24 protein-coding genes are annotated in these 19,535 nt (G+C 70.0%); 9 read left to right on the forward strand and 15 right to left on the reverse strand.

What is annotated here, in order from left to right:
• Positions 1–5: 5 nt before the first annotated feature.
• Positions 6–443 carry a MarR family transcriptional regulator gene (locus AB0E90_RS11335; protein WP_360402753.1) on the forward strand — a complete coding sequence of 146 codons (438 nt, stop codon included), beginning with the start codon at positions 6–8 and terminating at the stop codon, positions 441–443.
• Positions 444–449: 6 nt separating this feature from the next.
• On the opposite strand, the gene glpX is transcribed toward AB0E90_RS11335, so the two are convergent.
• Positions 450–1,487 carry a class II fructose-bisphosphatase gene (gene glpX, locus AB0E90_RS11340; protein ID WP_360402755.1) on the reverse strand — a complete coding sequence of 346 codons (1,038 nt, stop codon included), beginning with the start codon at positions 1,485–1,487 and terminating at the stop codon, positions 450–452.
• 101 nt (positions 1,488–1,588) lie between these two features.
• Here glpX and AB0E90_RS11345 point away from each other — a divergent pair, with 101 nt between their 5' ends.
• Together AB0E90_RS11345 and AB0E90_RS11350 are read left to right on the forward strand one after the other, a co-directional pair.
• Positions 1,589–2,155, forward strand: a complete 567-nt coding sequence (locus AB0E90_RS11345) for a DUF4245 domain-containing protein (RefSeq protein WP_360402757.1) — start codon at positions 1,589–1,591, stop codon at positions 2,153–2,155.
• A gap of 17 nt (positions 2,156–2,172) precedes the next feature.
• On the forward strand, positions 2,173–2,934 hold the full coding sequence (locus AB0E90_RS11350; protein WP_360402759.1) for a hypothetical protein: 762 nt from the start codon (positions 2,173–2,175) through the stop codon (positions 2,932–2,934).
• Here AB0E90_RS11350 and AB0E90_RS11355 read toward each other — a convergent pair.
• From AB0E90_RS11355 to AB0E90_RS11370, 4 genes are read right to left on the reverse strand one after another with little or no spacing between them, the layout of a single operon-like run.
• The gene (locus AB0E90_RS11355; RefSeq protein ID WP_360402761.1) at positions 2,931–3,134 is read right to left on the reverse strand and encodes an exodeoxyribonuclease VII small subunit; all 204 of its coding nucleotides are present in this window, start codon (positions 3,132–3,134) and stop codon (positions 2,931–2,933) included. The genes AB0E90_RS11350 and AB0E90_RS11355 overlap by 4 nt on opposite strands.
• Positions 3,134–4,378, reverse strand: coding sequence for an exodeoxyribonuclease VII large subunit (gene xseA, locus AB0E90_RS11360; RefSeq protein WP_360402763.1), 1,245 nt, complete (start codon positions 4,376–4,378; stop codon positions 3,134–3,136). Before xseA ends, AB0E90_RS11355 begins: the two co-directional genes overlap by 1 nt.
• A 9-nt stretch (positions 4,379–4,387) precedes the next feature.
• Positions 4,388–5,017 (reverse strand): hypothetical protein, encoded by a 630-nt coding sequence (locus tag AB0E90_RS11365; protein ID WP_360402765.1) that lies wholly within the window; start codon positions 5,015–5,017, stop codon positions 4,388–4,390.
• Between the two features lie 56 nt (positions 5,018–5,073).
• Positions 5,074–5,580 (reverse strand): hypothetical protein, encoded by a 507-nt coding sequence (locus AB0E90_RS11370; RefSeq protein ID WP_360402767.1) that lies wholly within the window; start codon positions 5,578–5,580, stop codon positions 5,074–5,076.
• Between the two features lie 82 nt (positions 5,581–5,662).
• Here AB0E90_RS11370 and AB0E90_RS11375 point away from each other — a divergent pair, with 82 nt between their 5' ends.
• The gene (locus tag AB0E90_RS11375; protein WP_360402769.1) at positions 5,663–6,667 is read left to right on the forward strand and encodes a 4-hydroxy-3-methylbut-2-enyl diphosphate reductase; all 1,005 of its coding nucleotides are present in this window, start codon (positions 5,663–5,665) and stop codon (positions 6,665–6,667) included.
• Here AB0E90_RS11375 and rmuC read toward each other — a convergent pair.
• Complete coding sequence (rmuC, locus tag AB0E90_RS11380; protein ID WP_360402771.1) at positions 6,657–7,808, reverse strand: DNA recombination protein RmuC; 1,152 nt, start codon at positions 7,806–7,808, stop codon at positions 6,657–6,659. The two genes, AB0E90_RS11375 and rmuC, sit on opposite strands and share 11 nt — an antisense overlap.
• 50 nt (positions 7,809–7,858) lie before the next feature.
• Between rmuC and AB0E90_RS11385 the strand changes: the two genes are divergently transcribed.
• Entirely contained in the window at positions 7,859–8,617 is a 759-nt protein-coding gene (locus AB0E90_RS11385) for a hypothetical protein (RefSeq protein ID WP_360402773.1), read from the forward strand.
• Positions 8,618–8,728: 111 nt separating this feature from the next.
• Here AB0E90_RS11385 and AB0E90_RS11390 read toward each other — a convergent pair whose 3' ends face one another.
• The 4 genes from AB0E90_RS11390 to AB0E90_RS11405 form a co-directional block, all read right to left on the reverse strand.
• Positions 8,729–9,280 (reverse strand): hypothetical protein, encoded by a 552-nt coding sequence (locus AB0E90_RS11390; protein WP_360402775.1) that lies wholly within the window; start codon positions 9,278–9,280, stop codon positions 8,729–8,731.
• A gap of 64 nt (positions 9,281–9,344) precedes the next feature.
• Positions 9,345–11,888 carry a valine--tRNA ligase gene (gene valS / locus AB0E90_RS11395; RefSeq protein ID WP_360402777.1) on the reverse strand — a complete coding sequence of 848 codons (2,544 nt, stop codon included), beginning with the start codon at positions 11,886–11,888 and terminating at the stop codon, positions 9,345–9,347.
• 42 nt (positions 11,889–11,930) lie between these two features.
• Entirely contained in the window at positions 11,931–12,428 is a 498-nt protein-coding gene (locus tag AB0E90_RS11400) for a methylated-DNA--[protein]-cysteine S-methyltransferase (RefSeq protein WP_360402779.1), read from the reverse strand.
• 86 nt (positions 12,429–12,514) lie between these two features.
• On the reverse strand, positions 12,515–13,927 hold the full coding sequence (locus AB0E90_RS11405) for an AlkA N-terminal domain-containing protein (RefSeq protein ID WP_360402781.1): 1,413 nt from the start codon (positions 13,925–13,927) through the stop codon (positions 12,515–12,517).
• Between the two features lie 101 nt (positions 13,928–14,028).
• Here AB0E90_RS11405 and ychF point away from each other — a divergent pair, with 101 nt between their 5' ends.
• The 4 genes from ychF to AB0E90_RS11425 all read left to right on the forward strand — a co-directional run bounded on the left by ychF (position 14,029) and on the right by AB0E90_RS11425 (position 16,765).
• The gene (ychF, locus tag AB0E90_RS11410; RefSeq protein WP_360402783.1) at positions 14,029–15,132 is read left to right on the forward strand and encodes a redox-regulated ATPase YchF; all 1,104 of its coding nucleotides are present in this window, start codon (positions 14,029–14,031) and stop codon (positions 15,130–15,132) included.
• A 6-nt stretch (positions 15,133–15,138) separates the two neighbouring features.
• Entirely contained in the window at positions 15,139–15,861 is a 723-nt protein-coding gene (locus AB0E90_RS11415) for a TIGR02391 family protein (protein ID WP_360402785.1), read from the forward strand.
• A 19-nt stretch (positions 15,862–15,880) separates the two neighbouring features.
• Positions 15,881–16,498 (forward strand): hypothetical protein, encoded by a 618-nt coding sequence (locus AB0E90_RS11420; protein ID WP_360402787.1) that lies wholly within the window; start codon positions 15,881–15,883, stop codon positions 16,496–16,498.
• Positions 16,499–16,567: 69 nt separating this feature from the next.
• Complete coding sequence (locus tag AB0E90_RS11425; protein ID WP_360402789.1) at positions 16,568–16,765, forward strand: hypothetical protein; 198 nt, start codon at positions 16,568–16,570, stop codon at positions 16,763–16,765.
• A 62-nt stretch (positions 16,766–16,827) separates the two neighbouring features.
• Here the strand turns inward: AB0E90_RS11425 and AB0E90_RS11430 are convergent, their stop codons facing one another.
• The 5 genes from AB0E90_RS11430 to AB0E90_RS11450 form a co-directional block, all read right to left on the reverse strand.
• Positions 16,828–17,451, reverse strand: coding sequence for a hypothetical protein (locus AB0E90_RS11430; RefSeq protein WP_360402791.1), 624 nt, complete (start codon positions 17,449–17,451; stop codon positions 16,828–16,830).
• A 90-nt stretch (positions 17,452–17,541) separates the two neighbouring features.
• On the reverse strand, positions 17,542–17,751 hold the full coding sequence (locus tag AB0E90_RS11435; RefSeq protein WP_360402793.1) for a hypothetical protein: 210 nt from the start codon (positions 17,749–17,751) through the stop codon (positions 17,542–17,544).
• A gap of 2 nt (positions 17,752–17,753) precedes the next feature.
• On the reverse strand, positions 17,754–18,008 hold the full coding sequence (locus AB0E90_RS11440; RefSeq protein WP_360402795.1) for a hypothetical protein: 255 nt from the start codon (positions 18,006–18,008) through the stop codon (positions 17,754–17,756).
• Positions 18,005–18,238, reverse strand: a complete 234-nt coding sequence (locus tag AB0E90_RS11445) for a hypothetical protein (RefSeq protein ID WP_360402797.1) — start codon at positions 18,236–18,238, stop codon at positions 18,005–18,007. The genes AB0E90_RS11440 and AB0E90_RS11445 overlap by 4 nt, the downstream gene beginning before the upstream one ends.
• Positions 18,239–18,365: 127 nt before the next feature.
• Positions 18,366–19,526 carry a helix-turn-helix transcriptional regulator gene (locus tag AB0E90_RS11450; protein WP_360403330.1) on the reverse strand — a complete coding sequence of 387 codons (1,161 nt, stop codon included), beginning with the start codon at positions 19,524–19,526 and terminating at the stop codon, positions 18,366–18,368.
• Positions 19,527–19,535 lie beyond the last annotated feature (9 nt).

Raw genomic sequence — 19,535 nt, forward strand, 5'->3', positions numbered from 1 at the left:
TGCGGGTGCTTCATGACCGGCTCGGCTATCTGCTGAAACACGTCCAGGCGTCGCTCACCGAGCGCACCGGGGCGGCGCTCACCCCGCTCGGCATCACCGGGCGGGAGTTGGCCGTGCTGACCGTTCTGGGCGGCCCGGAGCCGCTCGCGCAGCAGCAGGCCGCGAGCCGGCTCGGCGTCGACCGCACCACCATGGTCGACCTCGTCGACGCGCTCGAGCGCAAAGACCTGGTGGAGCGCCGGCCCGATCCGGCGGACCGCCGGCGCAACCTGGTGCACCTGACCGCGCATGGGCGGCAGGTGCTCGGCGACGGGTCGCGGGTGCACGCGGAAGCGGAGCGGCAGTCCCTGGCCGCTCTGGATCCTGATGAGATCGCGCAGCTCAAGGCGCTGCTGCGGCGCGCGCTGGGGGAGGGCGCGACCGCGCCCTCCCCGCCCGCGTAGGCCGGTCTAGAGAACCGGTTCGCCCATCGGGACGGTCGGCAGGTGGCCGTCGAAGTCGACCGCGGAATAGAGCGCGAGCTTCTCCAGGCGGTGGTACGAGTCGATCACCCGGATCGTCCCGCTCTTGGAACGCATCACGATCGACTGGGTGTGCGCGCCACCGGCGCGGTAACGGACACCCTTGAGCAGGTCGCCTGAGGTCACCCCGGTCGCTACGAAGAAGCAGTTGTCGCCGGTCACCAGGTCGTCGGTGGTCAGCACCCGGTCGAGGTCGTGCCCGCCGGCCAGCGCCTTCTCCCGCTCGGAGTCGTCGAGCGGCCACAGCTTCGCCTGGATCATGCCGCCGAGACACTTCAGCGCGCACGCGGCCGTGATGCCCTCGGGCGTGCCGCCGATGCCCATCAGCACGTCCACATCGGACTCCATCCGGGCCGCGGAGATCGCGCCGGCGATGTCGCCGTCCGAGATGAACTTGATGTTCGCGCCGGCCTGGCGTACTTCTTCGACCAGCGCGGCGTGCCGTGGCCGGTCGAGGATGCAGACCGTCACGTCGGAGATGCTCGAGCGCTTGGCCTTGGCGATGCGGCGCAGATTTTCAGTCGTGCCGGCGTTGATGTCGATCACGTCGGCGCAGTCCGGGCCGACCGCGATCTTCTCCATGTAGAAGACAGCGCTCGGGTCGAACATCGCGCCCCGCTCGGCGACCGCCAGCACCGCCACCGCGCCGGGCATGCCCTTGCTCATCAGGGTGGTGCCGTCGATCGGGTCGACCGCCACGTCGACCTCGGGGCCGGTGCCGTCGCCCACCCGCTCCCCGTTGAACAGCATCGGGGCTTCATCCTTCTCGCCCTCGCCGATCACCACGGTGCCGCGCATCTGGATCGAATTGATCAGCTTGCGCATCGCGTCGACGGCCGCGCCGTCACCGCCGTTCTTGTCGCCGCGACCCACCCACCGACCGGCCGCCATGGCGGCCGCCTCGGTGACTCGGACCAGGTCGAGGGCGATGTTGCGGTCGAGATCCTGGGGAAACCGGGCAGGCATGAAAACGCCTCCTCGCGACGTTGCGGGGCTGGTAATCATCCGATCCTCACATGTCCGGATGCGCAAAGTCCCGTTCCAGCGACATGGTTAACAATGGGTGCGTGGATCCCGCATCGCACGTCGAACCGGAAGTAGCGGACGAGCCCACGCGGCTGGGTCGCCGCGAGGAGCGCTCGCCGCGCGACATGATCATGTCGCTGGCCGTCCTGCTCGTTCCGATCGCACTGCTGCTGATCCTCTACCGCACGCTGCTCAGCGGCGACGCGCCGGTCACCATCGACCCCAGCGCCGCCATCCAGGAGGCCCAGCAGGCCGGCGCCTTCCCGGTCATCGCGCCGCAGGGCCTCGGCGACGACTGGCACCCCTCCAGCGCGAACTTCCGGCGGCAGTCCGACGGGGCCACGCTCCGGATCGGCTATGCCGACCCGGACAAGGACCCGATCCAGCTGGTGGAGAGCAGCGTGCCGGCCGCCTCGCTGCTGCCGGGCGAGCTCGGCGGCGACGCCAAGGCGCTCGGCAACTTCCGCACCGACGACGGGGTGTGGACCGTCTACGACGCCCGGCCGGGGGAGAAGGCGCTGGTGCTCGCCTCACCGAAGCGGACGATTGTGATCGTCGGTAAGACCGACATGACCAACCTTCAGGCTCTGGCGACGGCTCTGGGGTAGATCTACGCTGCCGCGACATGACGACGTTGCGGGCGGCTGCCGCCGCAGCTGCCCTCGTCCTGCTGCTGGGCGGTTGTAGCAAGGACACGAACAACGCCGAGGTGGTGAGCATCGCCAGCTCGGGGCCGCCGGCCGAGGCGATGGACGCCCTGGTCGCCGCCGCGACCGTGCTGCAGACCGGCAACTACACCTTCGTCGTCGCCTCGCCGGCCTTCACCGCCGAGGGCTTCGTGCACCTGCCCAGCGAAAGCGCCAAGGTCACCATCGACGCCCACGACGAGAAGTTCGAGATCGTGCTGGCCGAGCCGGACCGCTGGGTGCGGTCGTCGGCCGGCATCGTGCCGGGCGCCGGCGCGGACACCTGGTTCCACGTCGACTCCAGCGAGATCCAGGAGGGCGGCGACCTCGATCTCGAGCTCACCGACCCGGACGTGGTCGGCCTGGACGCGCTCTTCGCCGCCGTGACCGATGCGCAGGGCGACGCGAAGACCGTCACCGGCACCATCGACGGCGGCAAGGTGCAGTCGCCGAACGGGTTCCTCGACAACGCCACCATCAAGGCGATGGGCAAGGCCGCCTCGGCGCTCCCGTTCACCGCGAACCTGGACAGCAAGGGCCGTCTCGCCGAGCTGGACATCGACGCACCGGCGGCCGGCGACGCGCTGGCCGGCCGATGGGTCTTCACCGTCTCCGGTTACGACGAGCAGAAGCCCCAGACCAAGCCGGCCGGCCGGATCGAGGACCTGCCGGCCTCCGCTTACGCCAAGCTCAACGGCTAGCCGACCTCGCGGGCGGCCTTCGCCGCGTCGATGCGCTCGCGGGCGCCCTCGAGCCAGCGCTGGCACACGTCGGCCAGTTTCTCGCCGCGCTCCCACAGCGCCAGCGACTCCTCCAGCGAGCTGCCGCCCTGCTCGAGCCGCTCCACCACGCCGGCCAGCTCGGTGCGAGCCTGCTCGTAGCTCAGCGTGTCGTCACTCATCAGCTCTCCTCGACCTTCGCGTGCAGCTCGCCGTCGGCCAGCCGCACCCGCAGGATGTCGTCGGTCTTCACATCGCTCGCCGCCCGGACCACGTGGCCGTCGGCGCGCTGCACGATCGCGTAGCCCCGCTGCAGGGTGGCGGCCGGCGACAGCGCGCGCAGCCGGGCCACCGTATGCCGCAGGTCGTCGTCGGCGCGGCGCACGCGGTGCTCGAGGTTGCGCACGGCCCGGTCGCGCAGCGCGCTCACGTCGGCCGCGCGCTGATCGATCAGCAGCTCCGGCCGGGACAGCGAGGGCCGCGAGCGCCACGCCTCGATGCGGTGCTGCTCGCGGTCGATGAGGGTCAGCACCGCGCGGTCGAGCCGGCGCCGGGCCGACTCGATCAGTTGCCGCTCCTCGCCGAGGTCGGGCACGATCCGCTTGGCCGCGTCGGTCGGCGTCGAGGCGCGCAGGTCGGCGACGTAATCCAGCAGGGGGGCGTCGGTCTCGTGGCCGATCGCGCTGACCACCGGGGTGCGGGCGCCGAAGACCGCCCGGCACAGCGCCTCGTCGGAGAACGGCAGCAGATCCTCCACGCTGCCGCCGCCGCGGGCGATCACGATGACGTCGATGGTGTCGTCGTTGTCGAGCACCTTGAGCGCGTCGATGATCTGCGGAACCGCGGTCGGGCCCTGGACCGGCACGTTGATCACCCGGAAATCGACGGCCGGCCAGCGGCGTCGCGTGTTCATCAGGACGTCGCGCTCGGCCGCGCTGGCCCGGCCGGTGATCAGGCCGATCCGCTGCGGCAGGAACGGCAGCCGGCGCTTGCGCTCGCGGGCGAACAGACCCTCGGCGGCCAGCAGTTTTTTCACCCGCTCGAGGCGGGCCAGCAACTCGCCCAGGCCGACCTGGCGGATCTCGTCGGCACGCAGGCTGAGCGTGCCGCGGGCCGGATAGAACTCGGGCTTGGCGTGCAGCGTCACCCGGGCGCCCTCGGCCAGCTCGGGGGCGCCGGCGTCGAGCACGTCGCGGTGGGCGGTGACGGTGAGGCTGAGGTCGGCCGACGGGTCACGCAGGGTCAGGAACACCACGGCCGAGCCGGGGCGCCGGCTGATCTGGGCGACCTGGCCGTCGACCCACACCCAGCCGAGCTTCGCGATCCAGGCCCCGACCTTCTGGCTGACGACGCGCACCGGCCACGGCTCGTCGGCCGAGCTCCGCGGTGTTTCGGGGCTCTTCGGCGTCGGATCGGGGTCACTCACCCGGCCAGACTACGGAAGACCTCTGACATTCTCGCCGTCCACCGTCCCGGGCTGCGGTTCGGCGTGCCGGGCGGTGGCGGGCGGCTGAGCCGGGGCCGGCTCGGCGTGGCCGGCGGTCGCGGCCGGCTCCGCGTGCCGGCCGATCGTGGTCGGCTGCGGCGCCGGAACCGCAGCCGGTTGCCGCTCCGGCGCGGCCGCGGTGAACCCGAGCAGCGCGAACATCCCGATGCACGCCCAGAAGATCAGATCGATGACGATGTGCAGCCCGTCCAGGTGCCAGTGCCCGGACTTTTCCGCCAGCAGGATGAACGGAAACCCGTGCCGCTTGTCGTAGCCGCTCAGGCAGCAGACCGCCGCCGAGGTGCGCGGCAGTGCGCTGATCAGTAGGCCGGCCGCCGCGACCGCGCCGCCGACCAGCCAGGCGGCCGGCCCGGGCCGCTTGCGCAGCATCCCGGCCGACAGCAGGGTGCCGCCGCCGATCACGGCGACCACGTGAAAGACGAGGTAGCGGGCGTCGGCGAGGCCCATCGCCAGGTTCAGCACACCCAGCGCCAGCAGGGCCCAGCCGAACAGCAGCCGAGCCATGATCAGATAGGACGGCAGGCCCTGTTCATCCTCTTCGGCCCGGGCGTCGCGCATGCGACCGAGTATCGCCGCAAAAGCGGCCTAATTCGGCCGAATCAGGCCTGCGGCACCTACCGACCGCTCCGGCCACGCCGCACCAGCACACCGATCACCACGAGCAACATGCCTATGTACGCCCATAGCACCAGATTCGCGGTCAGCGAGACGAAGTCGACCGTCCAGTTCGCGGAATCGGCCAGCCCGCGTGCGGTCGCGGCGTCATCGGCCACGGCGTACCGCTGGATCCAGGTGAACGGCCAGCCCCGGTCGGCCGCGTAGGCGAACGATCCGCTGCGCTCGGTCAGGACGATCAGGCCGACCACCGTGCCGATCACTGCGAAGCCGATCATCACCAGTGCGGTGAGCCGGCGCGGAAGCCGGATCCGATGCGGCATGAGCAGCACCAGGCCGGCCACCGCCAGCACCAGGCCGACCACGAGGTCGGTCACCCCGTGCGTGGTGATCAGGATCCAGGTCAGGCCGCCCACCAGGGAGAACGCCCCCAGCAGCCAGCGGGCCAGCCGCCCCGCGGCCGTCCAGCGGCCGGCTTTCTCGTCAGTCAATACGTCGTCCGCCACCGGACGAGTATGGCTCTCTCATCGACGATCGTCCTCTCGCGCTGCTCCGGCCCCCGCTGTGGCGCCGGTCGCACGCCGGTCTTTGGGTGGAAGACCCACGTACCATGGCCGGGTGACCGAAGCTCGTAAGCGTGTATTGCTGGCCAAGCCGCGCGGCTATTGCGCCGGCGTCGACCGGGCGGTGCAGACCGTCGAGGAAGCGCTGAAGCTCTACGGCGCCCCGGTCTACGTGCGCAAGCAGATCGTGCACAACAAACACGTGGTGAGCACGCTCGAGGCGGCCGGCGCGATCTTCGTGGAGGAGAACGAGGAGGTCCCCGAGGGGTCCACCGTCGTCTTCTCGGCGCACGGCGTCGCCCCCGAGGTGCACGAGCAGGCCAAGGCGCGCAACCTCAAGGCGATCGACGCCACCTGCCCGCTGGTCACCAAGGTCCATCACGAGGCCAAGCGGTTCGCCGCCGACGACTACGACATCCTGCTCATCGGCCACGAGGGCCACGAGGAGGTGGTCGGCACGGCCGGCGAGGCGCCCGCGCACATCCAGCTGGTCGACGGCCCCGACTCGGTCGACAAGGTCGTCGTGCGCGACCCGGCCAAGGTCGTCTGGCTGTCGCAGACCACGCTCTCGGTCGACGAGACGATGGAGACGGTGGCCCGGCTCAAGACCAAGCTGCCGCTGCTGATGTCGCCGCCGAGCGACGACATCTGTTACGCCACGTCGAACCGCCAGCACGTGATCAAGGAGATCGCCCCGGACTGCGACGTCGTCATAGTGGTGGGTTCGAAGAACTCGTCGAATTCGGTGCGCCTGGTCGAGGTGGCGGTCGACGCCGGCGCCCGAGCCGGCCACCTGGTCGACTACGCCTCCGAGATCCAGGACGAGTGGCTGGCCGGCGCCACCACCGTCGGTGTGTCCTCCGGCGCCAGCGTGCCGGAAGACCTGGTCATGGACGTGCTGGGGCACCTGGCGTCGCGCGGTTTCGGCGAGGTCACCGAGTACACCACCGCTGAGGAGCGGCTCACCTTCTCGCTGCCGCAGGAGCTGCGCCGCGACATGAAGGCCGCAGCCGCCGCCGCTAAGGCTTGATCTGCTCGAACAGCTCCGGGGACTGCGGCTGGCGCGGCGCGATCTCGACCTGCGGCGGGGTGGGCAGCTCCTGACGCGAGACGCCCATCTCGGCCAGCTTGCGGGCACTGACCAGCACGCGTGACTCCAAAGAGCCAACCGCCCGGTTGTACGCCGTGACCGCCCCGCCCAGCGCCGAGCCCAGCTTGCCGACGTGGTCGCCGAGCGTGGTGAGCCGCCCGTAGAGCTCCCGCGCCAGGGCGTGCACCTCGACCGCGTTGCGGGCCAGCTCCTCCTGCCGCCACGAATAGGCCACCGTGCGCAGCATCGCCACCAGCGTGGCCGGAGTGGCCAGCACGACGTTGCGGCGGAACGCGTGCTCCATCAGCGTCGGGTCCTGCTGCAGCGCCGCGTCGAGGAACGGGTCGGCCGGCACGAACAGCACCACGAAGTCGGGGGACTGGTCGAACGCGGTCCAATATTCCTTGCTCGCCAGCGCGTCGACATGCCCGCGCAGATGCCGGGCGTGCTGAGCGAGGTGCGTGTCACGGGTGCGCTCGTCGCGCGCCTCGGCGGCGGTCAGATAGGCATCCAGCGGGGCCTTGGCGTCGACCACCACGCTGCGGCCACCGTGCAGCGTGACCACCAGGTCGGGCCGCACACCGGCCTGGTCGGTGACGCCGGTGACCTGCTCGGCGAAGTCGCAGTGCTCCAGCATGCCGGCTGCCTCGACCACCCGGCGCAACTGGTGCTCACCCCAGCGGCCCCGAACCTGCGGCGCCCGCAACGCCGCCACCAGCTGTTTCGTCTCGGTGCGCAGCTCGCCGGAGACCTGGCCCATGGCCCGCACCTGCTCGCGCAGCTCGGCATAGGCGTCGATCCGGTCGCGCTCGAGCTCACCGACCCGGCGCTCATAACGGCGCAGCGTCTCGTGCAGCGGCGCCACGGCCAGCGCCACCGACTCCTGCGACTGCGCCGCCGACTCGTAGGACAGCGCGCGCAACGACTGCTCGAGCCGCTCCTCCCCGTCGCGGTGGGCCTGCACGGTGGCCTCGAGCCGCGCGATGTCGGCCGCCGCCCGCATGCGCGCCGCCAGCCACCCGAGGGCGACACCGACCGCCAGACAGATGAGCACTACAGCCAGCGTTGCGACGGTCACCATCGAAGACTGCCAGACCGGTACGACAAGAACCGCGAGGGTACCTTTGGAACATGAGTGTGTTGCTGATCCTGGGCATCGTCATCGTCGTCCTCCTCGTTGTCCTGCTCGCCCGCCGCAACGGTGCCGCGTCGCAGGCCACCCGGCTCGAGGACGCCCGGGCCGACGCACAGCGGTGGTATGAGCGGCTCGGCGGCCAGGTGATGAACCTGCACGCCGACGACGCGGCCGCCCGGCAGGCGCTGGCCGATGCGAGCGAGCGTTACAACGCGGCCGGCGGTCAGTTGCAGCAGGCCAACACCGTCAACCAGTTCGCGCTCGCCCGGGAGTCGGCGCTGGAGGGTTTGCAATACGTGCGGGCCGCCCGCGTCGCGATGGGCCTCGACCCCGGCCCTGAGCTGCCGCCGCTGGCCAGTGCGCAGGGCGTCGGGCAGCTGACCCAGGAGCGCGAGGTCAACGTGCAGGGGCACAGCTACAAGGCCGGCCCGCAGCCCGGTGCCGACACCCCGTATTACTACCCGGGTGGCCGCGTGCAGGGCCGCCCGGTCCCGGCGGGGTGGTATTCGACGCCCGTCTGGAAGACCGCGCTCGGCGCCGGCGCCGGTGTCCTCGGCGGCATGCTGATCTTCGACGCGCTGTTCTCACCGGGCTTCGGCGACATGGGTTACGGCGACGGATACCAGGACGGTTTCCAGGACGCCGGCCAGGACCTCGCCGGTGACAACGACTTCAGCGGCTTCGACGGTGGCGGCGGCTTCGACGGTGGCGGCGGTTTCGACGGCGGCGGCGGTTTCGACGGCGGCGACTTCTAGCCGCGCTCAGCCCCTGGTCGCACCTGGCGCTGGCCTGGCGGCCGCACCTAGCGGGGTCCCGGCGGCCGCGATGGCTGCGGCACGGGGCCGGTGCCGGCCCGGACTGCCGGGCTAAGCGACCGGCTTGGTGGGCATGTGCCGGGCCAGTTCGCGCCGCAGGGCGCGCGGGCCCGGCCACACCTCGCTCAGATCGGCGGTGAAGGCCGGCCCGTCGCCGGTGTCGGTCATCGCCGGGGCGCCCGGGCCCTCGTCGTCGACCGGGTGCACCCGGTCGAGGTCGATCGGGGTGACCTCGAGCACGGCCCGGATGCCCTGCCGGCGCACGACCACGGTCTCGATGTCCGGCCAGGTGAGCAAGATCGGGTCGCTGTCCTGCGCGGCGACCTCGAGGCCGCCCGAGGAGATCCGCACCCAGGTGGTCAGGGAGCCGCGGGTCGACCAGGCGTAACCGCCGGCGGCCAGCGCGCTGATCACGCCGGCCTCGGTGAACGTCTGCCACCACGGGTTGCCGGTGCCGCCGACGGCGAGCGCCACGATCGGCGACACCGCCCCGAAGGACACCATCAGCAGCAGGAAGATGGCGATGAACGTTCGCCACGGTGAGGACCGGAAGAGCACGGCGTCGGTGGCCGGGGCCTCGACCTGCTCGGGCGCGATCGACATGCCTTTCATGCTGCCCCGCGGCGCCGCCCGGGTTCCGGTGTTTGCCGGAACCCGGGCGGGTGCCTCAGAACGCGCAGGCGATGACCAGCTCGGGCGTGCGGTCGGGCAGGCGGTCGAGCTTGCCGATCCGGCCTGCGGAGCGCAGGTCGCCCTCGATCAGGGCGAGCCGGTCGAGCATCGCCGCCGGGCCGAGCGCCTCGGCCAGTGGCACCTCGGCCTTCATCGACAGCTTCCGGTCGGACTTGGCCCGCCGGACCTGCCGTAGCGCCTCGCCGGCCAGGTCGAGCAGGCCGGCATCGCCCTCGGGCGCGACCCGGGTCAGCTCGTACTTCGTCGGCCAGGTCGCGCTGTGCACCGAGCCGTACCGCCACCACGACCAGACCTCCTCGGTGACGTACGGCAGGAACGGGGCGAACAGCCGCAGCAGCACCGAGAGGCCGGCGGCCAGGGCGGCCCGCGCCGAGTCGGAGGCGGGGCCTTCCGCGTACGCCCGTTCCTTGACCAGTTCGATGTAGTCGTCGCAGAACGTCCAGAAGAAGCTCTCGGTGACCTGGAGCGCCTCGGTGTGGTCGTACCGGTCGAAGGCCTCGGTGGCCGCCGTGACCACGTCGGCCAGCCGGTTCAGCATCGCCTTGTCGAGGTGCTCGGTGACCGGCTGACGCAGTGCTGCGGCCGCGCCCAGGCCGAGCGCGAACTTCGACGCGTTCAGCAGTTTGGTCGCGAGTCGCCGGCCGACCTTGATCTGCGCCGGGTCGAAGGCCAGGTCGGCGCCGGGCCGGCCGTTCGCCGCCCAGTAGCGGACCGCGTCCGAGCCGTTCTGCTCGAGCAGGGCCAGCGGCGTGACGACGTTGCCCTTGGACTTGGCCATCTTCTTGCGGTCGGGGTCGAGGATCCAGCCGGAGAGGATCGCGTGGTGCCAGGGCAGCACGTCGCTTTCCTGGTCGGCGCGCAGGACCGTGCAGAACAGCCAGGTCCGGATGATCTCATGGGCCTGGGGCCGGTGATCCATCGGGAAGACCCGGCGGAACAGGTCTTCGTCGTCGTGCCAGCCGCCGACGATCTGCGGCGTGAGCGACGACGTGGCCCACGTGTCCATGACGTCCGGGTCGGCGGTGAATCCGCCGGGGACGCCCCGCTGCGACTCGTCGAACCCCGGCGGACACTCCGACGACGGGTCAACCGGCAACGACGATTCGTCCGGTATGAGAAGCTGGGCGTAGTCCGGTTCGCCAGCGTTGTCGAGCCGGTACCAAATCGGGACGGGCACGCCGAAGAACCGCTGCCGGCTGATCAGCCAATCCCCGGTCAGGCCGGTCACCCAGTGGTCGTAGCGGTGTCGCATGTGCTCGGGGAACCAACGCAGCTCCCGGCCGCGGGCCAGCATGCGATCGCGAAGCTCGGCATCGCGCCCGCCGTTGCGGATGAACCACTGCCGGCTCGTGACGATCTCGAGCGGTGAGTCGCCCTTCTCGTAGAACTTCACCGGGTGCGTGATCGGCGTGGGCTCGCCGAGCAGGTCGCCCGCCTCGGTCAGCAGCCGGACGATCTCTCGCCGGGCCGCGTTGACCGACAGGCCGGCGAACGGCTGATAGGCCGCCGCCGGGACCCCGGCCGGGCGGTCCGGCAGGAACCGGCCGTCGCGGCCCAGCACGACCCGGGTCTCCAGCTGCAGATCGCGCCACCAGGTGACGTCGGTCAGGTCGCCGAACGTGCAGACCATCACGATGCCGGTGCCCTTGTCGGGCGCGGCCAGCGGATGCTCGTAGACCGGGACCTCGACACCGAAGAACGGCGTGCGGACCGTCTTGCCGAGCAGGTGCTGGTAGCGCTCGTCGCCCGGGTGGAAGACCAGCGCGACGCAGGCCGGCAGCAGCTCCGGCCGGGTGGTGTCGATCTCGACCGGGCCGTCCGCGCTGTGGAAACGCAGCCGATGGTAGGCGCCCGGCCGTTCCCGGTCCTCCAGCTCGGCCTGGGCGACGGCGGTGCGGAACCCGACGTCCCACAGTGTCGGCGCCTCGGCCGTGTACGCCTCATTGCGCGCCAGATTGTTCAGGAACGCCCGCTGCGAGACCGCCCGTGCCCGGACGCCGATCGTCGTATAGGTCAGGTTCCAGTCGACGGACAGGCCGAGCCGCCGCCACAACTCCTCGAACGCCTTCTCGTCCTCGGTGGTCAGCCGGCCGCACAGCTCGACGAAGTTGCGCCGTGAGATCGAGACGGTTTCCTTGCCAACCCTCGCCGGCGGCTGCCACTCCGGGTCGTAGGGCAGCGTCGGATCGCACCGGACACCGTAGACGTTCTGCACCCGGCGCTCGGTGGGCAGCCCGTTGTCGTCCCAGCCCATCGGGTAGAAGACGGTCTTGCCGCGCATCCGCTGGAACCGCGCGACCGTGTCGGTGTGCGTGTACGAGAAGACGTGCCCCATGTGCAGCTCGCCCGATACGGTCGGCGGAGGGGTGTCGATCGCGTATACGTCCGAGCGCTCCTTCGAGCGGTCGAACGCATACGTGCCTTCCTCCTGCCAGCGGCGCGCCCACTTCTCCTCGAGCCCGTCAAGCGACGGTCGCTCGGGGAGACCGGCGCGCGCGGTCGTTCCCGTATCAGTCATGACTGAATGCTACGGCCGCGGTGGTCGCCGGTCGTCCGATAATCACTCGGCCGCCTCGTAGTCGAGCAGCCACCGCTTCACCGGCAGGCCCCACCGGTAACCGCCGAGCGAACCGTCCAGCCGCAGCACGCGGTGGCACGGCGTGAACAGCGCGACCGGGTTGCGGGCGCAGGCTCCCGCGGCCGCCCGGATCGCCGCGGGCCGGCCGGACAGCAGGGCAAACTCGCTGTAGGTCACCGGGCTGCCCGGTTTGATCTCACGCATCACCTGCCATGCGTGCCGGGTGAACTCGCCCCCGGTGTACTGCTCCACCACGACCCGGTCGAGGGCGCCGAGGTCACCGTCGAGATAGGACCGCACGTGCCCGGTGGCTGGTCCGATGTCGTCGTCGGGCCGCGTGGCCTCGCGGAGCGTGGGGTGGATCAGCGGCAGCAGCTCGCCCAGGTCACCGGTGAAACCGGCCGCGCGGACCCCGCCGGTGTCACCGACCACGATCGTGAGCGGGCCGACCGGGCTGTCGATGGTCTGGTATCTCAACATGTCGTCCTCCAGGGGGTTCGGGAACAAGCCTGGACTTCCAGGCTTTGGCGCGTGCAAATTTCTTCGCGGCCTGTGGATAACTCTCGTCACGACGCTCGCCACAGGCGGATCAGGGCGTAGGAACGCCACGGCCGCCAGCGCTCGGCGTGCTTCTCCAGCGCCTTCGGAGCGGACGGCAGCCCCAGCGCGGCCGCCCCGCGCCGCACCGCGAGGTCGGTCGGCAGGAACACGTCCGGGTCGCCGATCGCCCGCATCGCCACATATCCGGCGGTCCATGCGCCGATCCCGGGCAGCTCCATCAGCCGCGCGACCGATTCCTCCCGGTCCGCGCCCGGCTCCAGGTCGATCTTGCCGGCCGCGACCGCCTCGGCGAGCTGCCGGACCGTCTGCCGCCGGCTCGCCGGCATCCCGAACGCGGAGTCGGGCAGCTCCGCCACGACCGCCGCGGCCGGGAATCCGACCAGGTCAGGCCCGGCCGCCTTGAGCATCCGGATCAGCGTCGTCCGAGCCCCGGCCACGCTCACCTGCTGTCCCACCACCGCGCGCACGGCCATCTCGAAACCATCGACGGCTCGGGGAACGCGTACACCCGGCTCGGCAGCAATCGCCGCGCTCAGCGCGACGTCCGCGCCCAGCGTGGCATCGACCGCATCGGGATCCGCATCCAGATCGAAGAGCCGCCGGCAGCGGGCCACCGCCGGCGCGAGGTCACGCACGTCGCCCAGCCGCAGCGTCGCGGAAACCCATCGGTCGGCCGGGGTCAGCGCGACGGTCGCGCTTCCGTGCGGCAGATTCAGACCGCGGCGGTACGTGTCACCCGACCGTTCCTCCACCCCGGGCAGCGCCCGCACCTCGAGAAAATCGAGCAGCGCCGGAATGTGCAGCGGCGACCGATAGGCCAGTCGCAGGTTGATCGTGCCGGCCTCGGTGCGCGCGACCGGACGGCGCTCGCGCAACTGGCTCGGGGCCTGCGCGTACACCTCTTGGATGGTGTCGTTGAATTGCCGCACGCTGCCGAAACCCGCCGCGAACGCGATGTCCGCGAGGCCGAGGTCGGTCGTCTCGATGAGGATCCGCGCGGTCTGCGCCCGCTGGGCCCGGGCCAGCGCGAGCGGACCGGCCCCCAATTCCGCGGTGAGCATCCGGTTGAGGTGCCGTTCGGTGTAGCCGAGGCGGGTGGCCAGGCCCGGCACGCCCTCACGGTCGACGACGCCGTCGCCGATCAACCGCATCGCGCGGCCGACCAGATCGGCCCGCATGTCCCATTCGGGGGAGCCGGGCGCGGCGTCCGGCCGGCAGCGCTTGCAGGCGCGGAAGCCGGCGCGCTGTGCGGCAGCCGCGCTCGGGAAGAACGTGACGTTCGCCCGTTTCGGCGTCATCGCCGGGCAGGACGGCCGGCAATAGATCCCGGTGCTGGTCACGGCGGTGTAGAACCAGCCGTCGAAGCGCTGGTCCCGGCTGTCCACGGCTCGGTAACACCGTTCGAAGTCCAGTTCCATGCCGTTGAGTCTGCCGGTTTTACCGCGGCGATTGCTGGCGGGAATCGGACATGGCCCTTGCCGGGCGGCCCGGTTCGGGCAGGTGCGTAAACTGGGCTTCCGTGAGCCTCACCATCGGAATCGTCGGCCTGCCGAACGTTGGCAAGAGCACCCTGTTCAATGCCCTGACCAAGAACGACGTGCTCGCGGCGAACTATCCGTTCGCCACGATCGAGCCCAACGTCGGCGTGGTCGGGCTGCCCGACGACCGGCTGGCTCAGCTCGCTTCACTTTTCGGCAGCGAGAAGATCCTCCCCGCGCCGGTGAGCTTCGTCGACATCGCCGGCCTCGTGCGCGGCGCGTCGAAGGGCCAGGGCCGAGGCAACGCGTTCCTCGCGAACATCCGCGACGCGTCCGCGATCTGCCAGGTCGTGCGCGCGTTCAGCGACCCGAACGTGCTGCACGTCGACGGCAAGATCTCGCCCGCCGACGACATCGAGACGATCAACACCGAGCTCATCCTCGCCGACCTGCAGACGGTCGAGAAGGCGCTGCCGCGCCTGCAGAAAGAGGCAAAGCTCAAGAAGGACCGCCTGCCCGCGGTGGCTGCCGCCGAGGCCGCGTTCGAGCTGCTCAACAACGGCACCACCCTCTATCAGGGCGCCGGCCCGGCCGGCATCGACCTGGACCTGCTGGGCGAGCTGCACCTGCTCACCACCAAGCCGTTCCTGTACGTCTTCAACGTCGACGAAGCCGAGCTGGGCAACGCGGCGTTCCTCGACGAGCTGCGCGCGCTGGTGGCCCCGGCCGAAGCCGTGTTCATGGACGCGAAGATCGAGTCCGAGCTGATCGAGCTGGACGAGGCCGACGCCCTGGAACTGCTGCAGTCCACCGGCCAGTCCGAACCCGGGCTGAACCGCCTGATCAGCGTCGGCTTCGAGACGCTCGGCCTGCAGACCTACCTGACCGCCGGCCCGAAGGAGTCCCGTGCCTGGGTCGTCCCGGTCGGCGCAACCGCCCCCGAGGCCGCCGGCGTCATCCACAGCGACTTCCAGCGCGGCTTCATCAAGGCCGAGATCGTCAGCTTCGACGACCTGATGGCGGCCGGCTCGATGTCCGCCGCCAAGGCCGCCGGCAAGGTCCGCATGGAGGGCAAGGACTACATCATGAAAGACGGCGACGTGGTCGAGTTCCGTAGCGGAATAACCGCTAGCGCGAAGAAGTAGGGCAGCGTGGCGAAGCTGGACACCGCTTGGGCGATCAGCGAGATCGAGGCGTTCCTGTACGTAACGGAGAGCATCGCGTCAGACGAGCCAGGCGTCATTGGTTTTTGGATGCGTGGACCGCACACAGAGGCGTCTGAGCGAGCCCACGTCGTTGAGCAGATTCTGGACCGGGCGTTGCCCGGCTGGAGAAAAGGCCGTCCGGCCAAGGACGACGACTACGACTGGTTGCGTGACCAAGCGTCCCGAGGCAGAGCTGCGTTGCAGCGTTCGACGGAGCTTGCCGAGAAGTTGGGGGACAACGCCCCGGACATGGGGGCTGGGAACCTCCACCCGTGGGCGTGGGAGAGTGGCCGGTCCTTCTGGAACAACGGCCACTACCACCAAGCCGTCATGCAGGCCGCGATACGCGTCAACTCTGAAACCCAGGCCAAGCTCGGGCGAGTCGATGTCTCGGAGAACAAGTTGTTCAACGAGGCGTTCTCGTTGGACGAGCCGAAACCCGGCGCGCCCCGGCTTCGGCTGATGGACGACGACGGCAGCGACACCTACAAGAGTCTCCACCGTGGGGCTCGGGCGTTTGCTGAGGGCTTGTACGCCGCTATCCGGAACCCCGGTATGCATACGCCGCCACCGGCGGGCGGGGGCGAGGAACAGCTTGCCCTTGAGCAGATGGCGGCTTTCAGCCTCCTCGCCCGGTGGGTTGATCAGGCAACCATCAAGAAGGTCTGAACGTCATGGTGACGAGCCTGTGACCGACTACCTGCCTCAAATCCTTACCGTCGTCGGCACCCTTGGTGGTTCCCTCGGTGGCGTGGCCCTGACACAACGGCACCAGCGCCAGACGGTGCGCATGGAACGGGCCGAGAAGCGGCGGGCCGAGCTGCGAACTCATATCGTTGAGTTCTTGTTCAACGCTGATGAGTGGGCTTCTCACATGGACCTCGTCATCGTGGTGATGTGGAAGGCCACCGACCGGGACACGGTGGAACTGAGCAACAGCGAGATGACCAAGCGGGCTGGGGAACTCCGGTACGCGGTCACCAAGGAGCTGAAACACCTCCTCGGACTCGTCGGTGACTCGCACCTTCAGCAGGCGGTGCACGTCTTCCACGACCTGTGGCTCAACGTGTCGGATCAGATGATGGGTCCTGTCACCGACAAGAAGCGTAAGTCCGACTTCACAGCCGTCGAGGAATCCATGAAGTACCTAGGACGCCTCCGCCGCGCGACGACTGAGATCCGGAACGCGGCGCTGCCCCTGTTACGGGTCACCGTCGAAGATCCGCAACCAGTCCGGTGGTGGCAGATCCGACGTCGGAGAGCGGCACGGCGGCACGGACTGGATAAATCCCTCTCAGGGCCGTAACCGTGGGGCTCGCTCATCGTTTTCGATGCGGCTCCGCTAACCCCTGGCGGACCGTATCGAAGGAACGGTATGGCGAACGAACCGAGCGTGGAAGAGCTGGCCGAGGCCGAGAACCGCTTCCTGGCGGAGGCGAAAGTCCAGGTGCTAAAGAGGATCATCAACATCGCGGCCAAGGGCGGCCACGGCGGAGTCCTCGAATTGGCGGAGGCGTATGCAATCCTCCACACAAGGCAGCCATCTGGCCGGATCGCGGCGTCGAAGCCCTAGACGGTCCGGTGGGGCGATGGCGCGTTGTCATCGCCCCAAGCTGTCTTTGGCCATTGGCCGCGCTACGAGGAAACCGGTTTCCGATCCTCTGAACGGCTCCGCCGGGCCAGTGGTAGGTGGCGCTCGGCCCATCGGGCCACCCGGCCGGGCGGCGGCCTCATTGGGATGGCGATCAGGTCGATCAGGTCGCGCGCCTGCTTCATGGCTTCGCCGTGATCCTGTTCGTTTCGTAGCAGAACGTCGTAAATCTCGCTTCGATCTTGCGTGTACTCCCGGAATGTGGTCTTGGCGACCGTACGGCTCACCTTGCTTATCGCATCGCAGAGTTCCGGCCAGTAGGGGGAGTCCCGCCGGACGAGCCGGATTCTGCGTTTAAGAAGATTCGCCCGAACGACGTGCCGCCATAGTTCATCTCGGTCTCTGTCGAACGCCGCTGAGGTTCGCGCCAGGGCGTCTTCGTGCTGGTCGGATGGGTCTTCACGACGAAGGGTATAAAACTGCGAAACAGCAACGGTCGCCTTGAAGTAGGCGGGCGGAATCTCCTCTCGGAGGATGTTCGTCAATTCGTTGAGATCGTCTTCCCAGCGCTCCATCCTGCGGTTTCGCTGCTGCACCCAGGGGATGATCATAATTTGTACGAGGGCCGTCACGGCAAGGGTGATGAGTCCACCGAGGAGGAGATTCACGCCTTCAAAGTGACAGGTGTCCGCCAGGCTATCGGCGCACGGGTGCGTCCCTGAAGTGTGGCCAGGTCGTAATCGTGTGGGGGGTGAAGGTCAGCGGGTCCAGTGAAGGAAGCGCTCGAACAGCTCCACGACCGGACCGGGAGGGATCTCTAGGGCCGCCTCCTCCAGTCGGGTCCACATGAGCTTGCGGATCTCGATCAAGGGCATCTCGGTGGCCAGCTCCTCGCGGGCCGGATCGCACGGCCAGGGCTTGCCACAGGCCCGGCAGTTCCAGCTCGGCCGCTCCTGGACGTGCTCCACGTTCAACCCTTCTTCATCGGCAAGAGCGCGTAACCGCCCTCGACCGGGTGCACGAAGAAGGAGCGCATGGTCCGGTGCTGCGGCCCCTCGGGCTCGACACACAGGCCGTGGATGATCAGCCAGTCATCCCAGCCGGACATCCCGCCGGGCTCGGCGTGGTCGAACTCCACCACGAAGTCGTACGGGCCGTCCGGCCAGCGGATGGTCACGCGCTCGCGGCGCGCGTGCAGCTTCTCCAAATCCCGGGCCTTGCTCACGCAGGCCGCCGCCGGGAGCGTGCGGCCTGGCCGGGAGTCATCAACGGCGCGCCCCTGGCCGGCGCGGCGGAGCGCACCACTGGTAAGAGCGTCGTGGCCTGCTCCAGCACCCGGCGCCGGGCGGCCTCCTGTTCGACCTCCTGGGCCGCTGCCGCCGCATTGAGCGCGGCCTGTTGCCGCCGTTCGGCCCACCTGGTCAGGAGCCACTTCCGCCGCCGGTGATGCGTCACCGTTCCGCCCTCCTCGTTCGACTGGAGGACCCGGCGGTCAGCACTGGGGGTTGCTGATCACCGCGCCCGTAGGTCGGACGTTACGGTCGGTGATCGGCGGCGCTGGTGCGACTACGCACCAAGGGGTTTAGTCGGTGACGCCCATGCGCTCGGCGATGCCCTGAATGGACGAGGCGCGGCGGGCATTGCGCAGCAATACGCGGGCGGTCTCCCGGGCGGCAGCCGAGGATCGGGCGTGCTGGGGTGCCACACGCTCGGCGGTCGCCAGCATCCTGACCGCCTCGTCGTTGCGCTTCACGTCAGCCAATGCGCGGGCCAAGTCGGTGTAGAGGTTCACCTGGCGGATCGGGGGCAGGGTGGCCACGTCCAGGCCGGTGGCGGTCTCTACGGCCTCCCCGGGCCGCCCGGTGTCGATCTGGTGGGCGACCGTCCACAAGCCGACGTTGCGCGCCCCCCACTGGAGATCCCACGCGTCGGTCTCCCCGGTGCGCTCGGCCAGCTTGGCGGCCTCGGTCAGATGTCCCGTGGCGGCGGTCTCGTTGCGCATCCCGGTGGCGTGGTGGGCTCGCGCCAGGTGGGTGAACCCGAGCACGTCCAAGGCGGCGGGGGAGTCGGTGTGCCGCTCCAGCTCGTCGGCCGCCCGATCCACCGTGGAGAAGGCGGGACCGAACGCGCCGGTGTTCGCGGACACCCGGCCCCGGTTGATCGCGGCCACGGCCAGGGCCGCCGGGTCGCCCAGCCGCTGGGCGGCCTCTATGCACCGCTGCGCGGCCAGCCACGCGTACGCCGGGTGACCGAGGCTAAGTAGGGCGCCCATGCCGACCCCGTAGACCTGGACGGCGGCGGTCAGCGCGGTGGCCGAGTCTGGACCGTGGGCGGCCGTGTGCAGCACCGGCACCAGGCCGACCAGGCGGCCGAGGGCGCCCGCGTAGTCGGTGCGCGCGTAGAGGTCTCGGATCAGCTCGGACTCGCGCCACAGGTCGCCGGTGGGCTCGCTCCCGGCCGAGGGCGGCTCGTCCAAGGGGAGCGCCATCATGGTTTGCCACAGCCGCTCGGCCGCGATGTGCGCGGCCTCTAGCTGCCGGTCGGCAGGGGCGAACGGCTGACCGGTCACGTCGATGATCGAGCATTCCAGCGCCGCCGCGATGTCCGCGACCATGTACCGGTCGGTGCGCAGCTCCCCGCGCTCGATCCGGGACCACGTCGTGTGTGCGATCCCGGCCCGGCTGGCCGCATGGCGGATGCTCCAGCCGCGCAGCTCACGGCGCGTCTGGATGCGCTCCCCGATGGACGGGTC

The sequence above is a fragment of the Actinoplanes sp. NPDC026619 genome, from assembly GCF_040638295.1.
In the GTDB taxonomy this organism is placed as follows: domain Bacteria; phylum Actinomycetota; class Actinomycetes; order Mycobacteriales; family Micromonosporaceae; genus Actinoplanes.

What these genes read in the sequence shown, in the direction of transcription:
- glpX (WP_360402755.1), bottom strand. Translation starts at nt 1,487, where the DNA reads ATGCCTGCCCGGTTTCCCCAGGATCTCGACCGCAACATCGCCCTCGAC.
- AB0E90_RS11350 (WP_360402759.1), top strand. Translation starts at nt 2,173, where the DNA reads ATGACGACGTTGCGGGCGGCTGCCGCCGCAGCTGCCCTCGTCCTGCTG.
- AB0E90_RS11355 (WP_360402761.1), bottom strand. Translation starts at nt 3,134, where the DNA reads ATGAGTGACGACACGCTGAGCTACGAGCAGGCTCGCACCGAGCTGGCC.
- AB0E90_RS11365 (WP_360402765.1), bottom strand. Translation starts at nt 5,017, where the DNA reads ATGCGCGACGCCCGGGCCGAAGAGGATGAACAGGGCCTGCCGTCCTAT.
- rmuC (WP_360402771.1), bottom strand. Translation starts at nt 7,808, where the DNA reads ATGGTGACCGTCGCAACGCTGGCTGTAGTGCTCATCTGTCTGGCGGTC.
- AB0E90_RS11385 (WP_360402773.1), top strand. Translation starts at nt 7,859, where the DNA reads ATGAGTGTGTTGCTGATCCTGGGCATCGTCATCGTCGTCCTCCTCGTT.
- AB0E90_RS11390 (WP_360402775.1), bottom strand. Translation starts at nt 9,280, where the DNA reads ATGTCGATCGCGCCCGAGCAGGTCGAGGCCCCGGCCACCGACGCCGTG.
- valS (WP_360402777.1), bottom strand. Translation starts at nt 11,888, where the DNA reads ATGACTGATACGGGAACGACCGCGCGCGCCGGTCTCCCCGAGCGACCG.
- AB0E90_RS11400 (WP_360402779.1), bottom strand. Translation starts at nt 12,428, where the DNA reads ATGTTGAGATACCAGACCATCGACAGCCCGGTCGGCCCGCTCACGATC.
- AB0E90_RS11405 (WP_360402781.1), bottom strand. Translation starts at nt 13,927, where the DNA reads ATGGAACTGGACTTCGAACGGTGTTACCGAGCCGTGGACAGCCGGGAC.
- AB0E90_RS11425 (WP_360402789.1), top strand. Translation starts at nt 16,568, where the DNA reads ATGGCGAACGAACCGAGCGTGGAAGAGCTGGCCGAGGCCGAGAACCGC.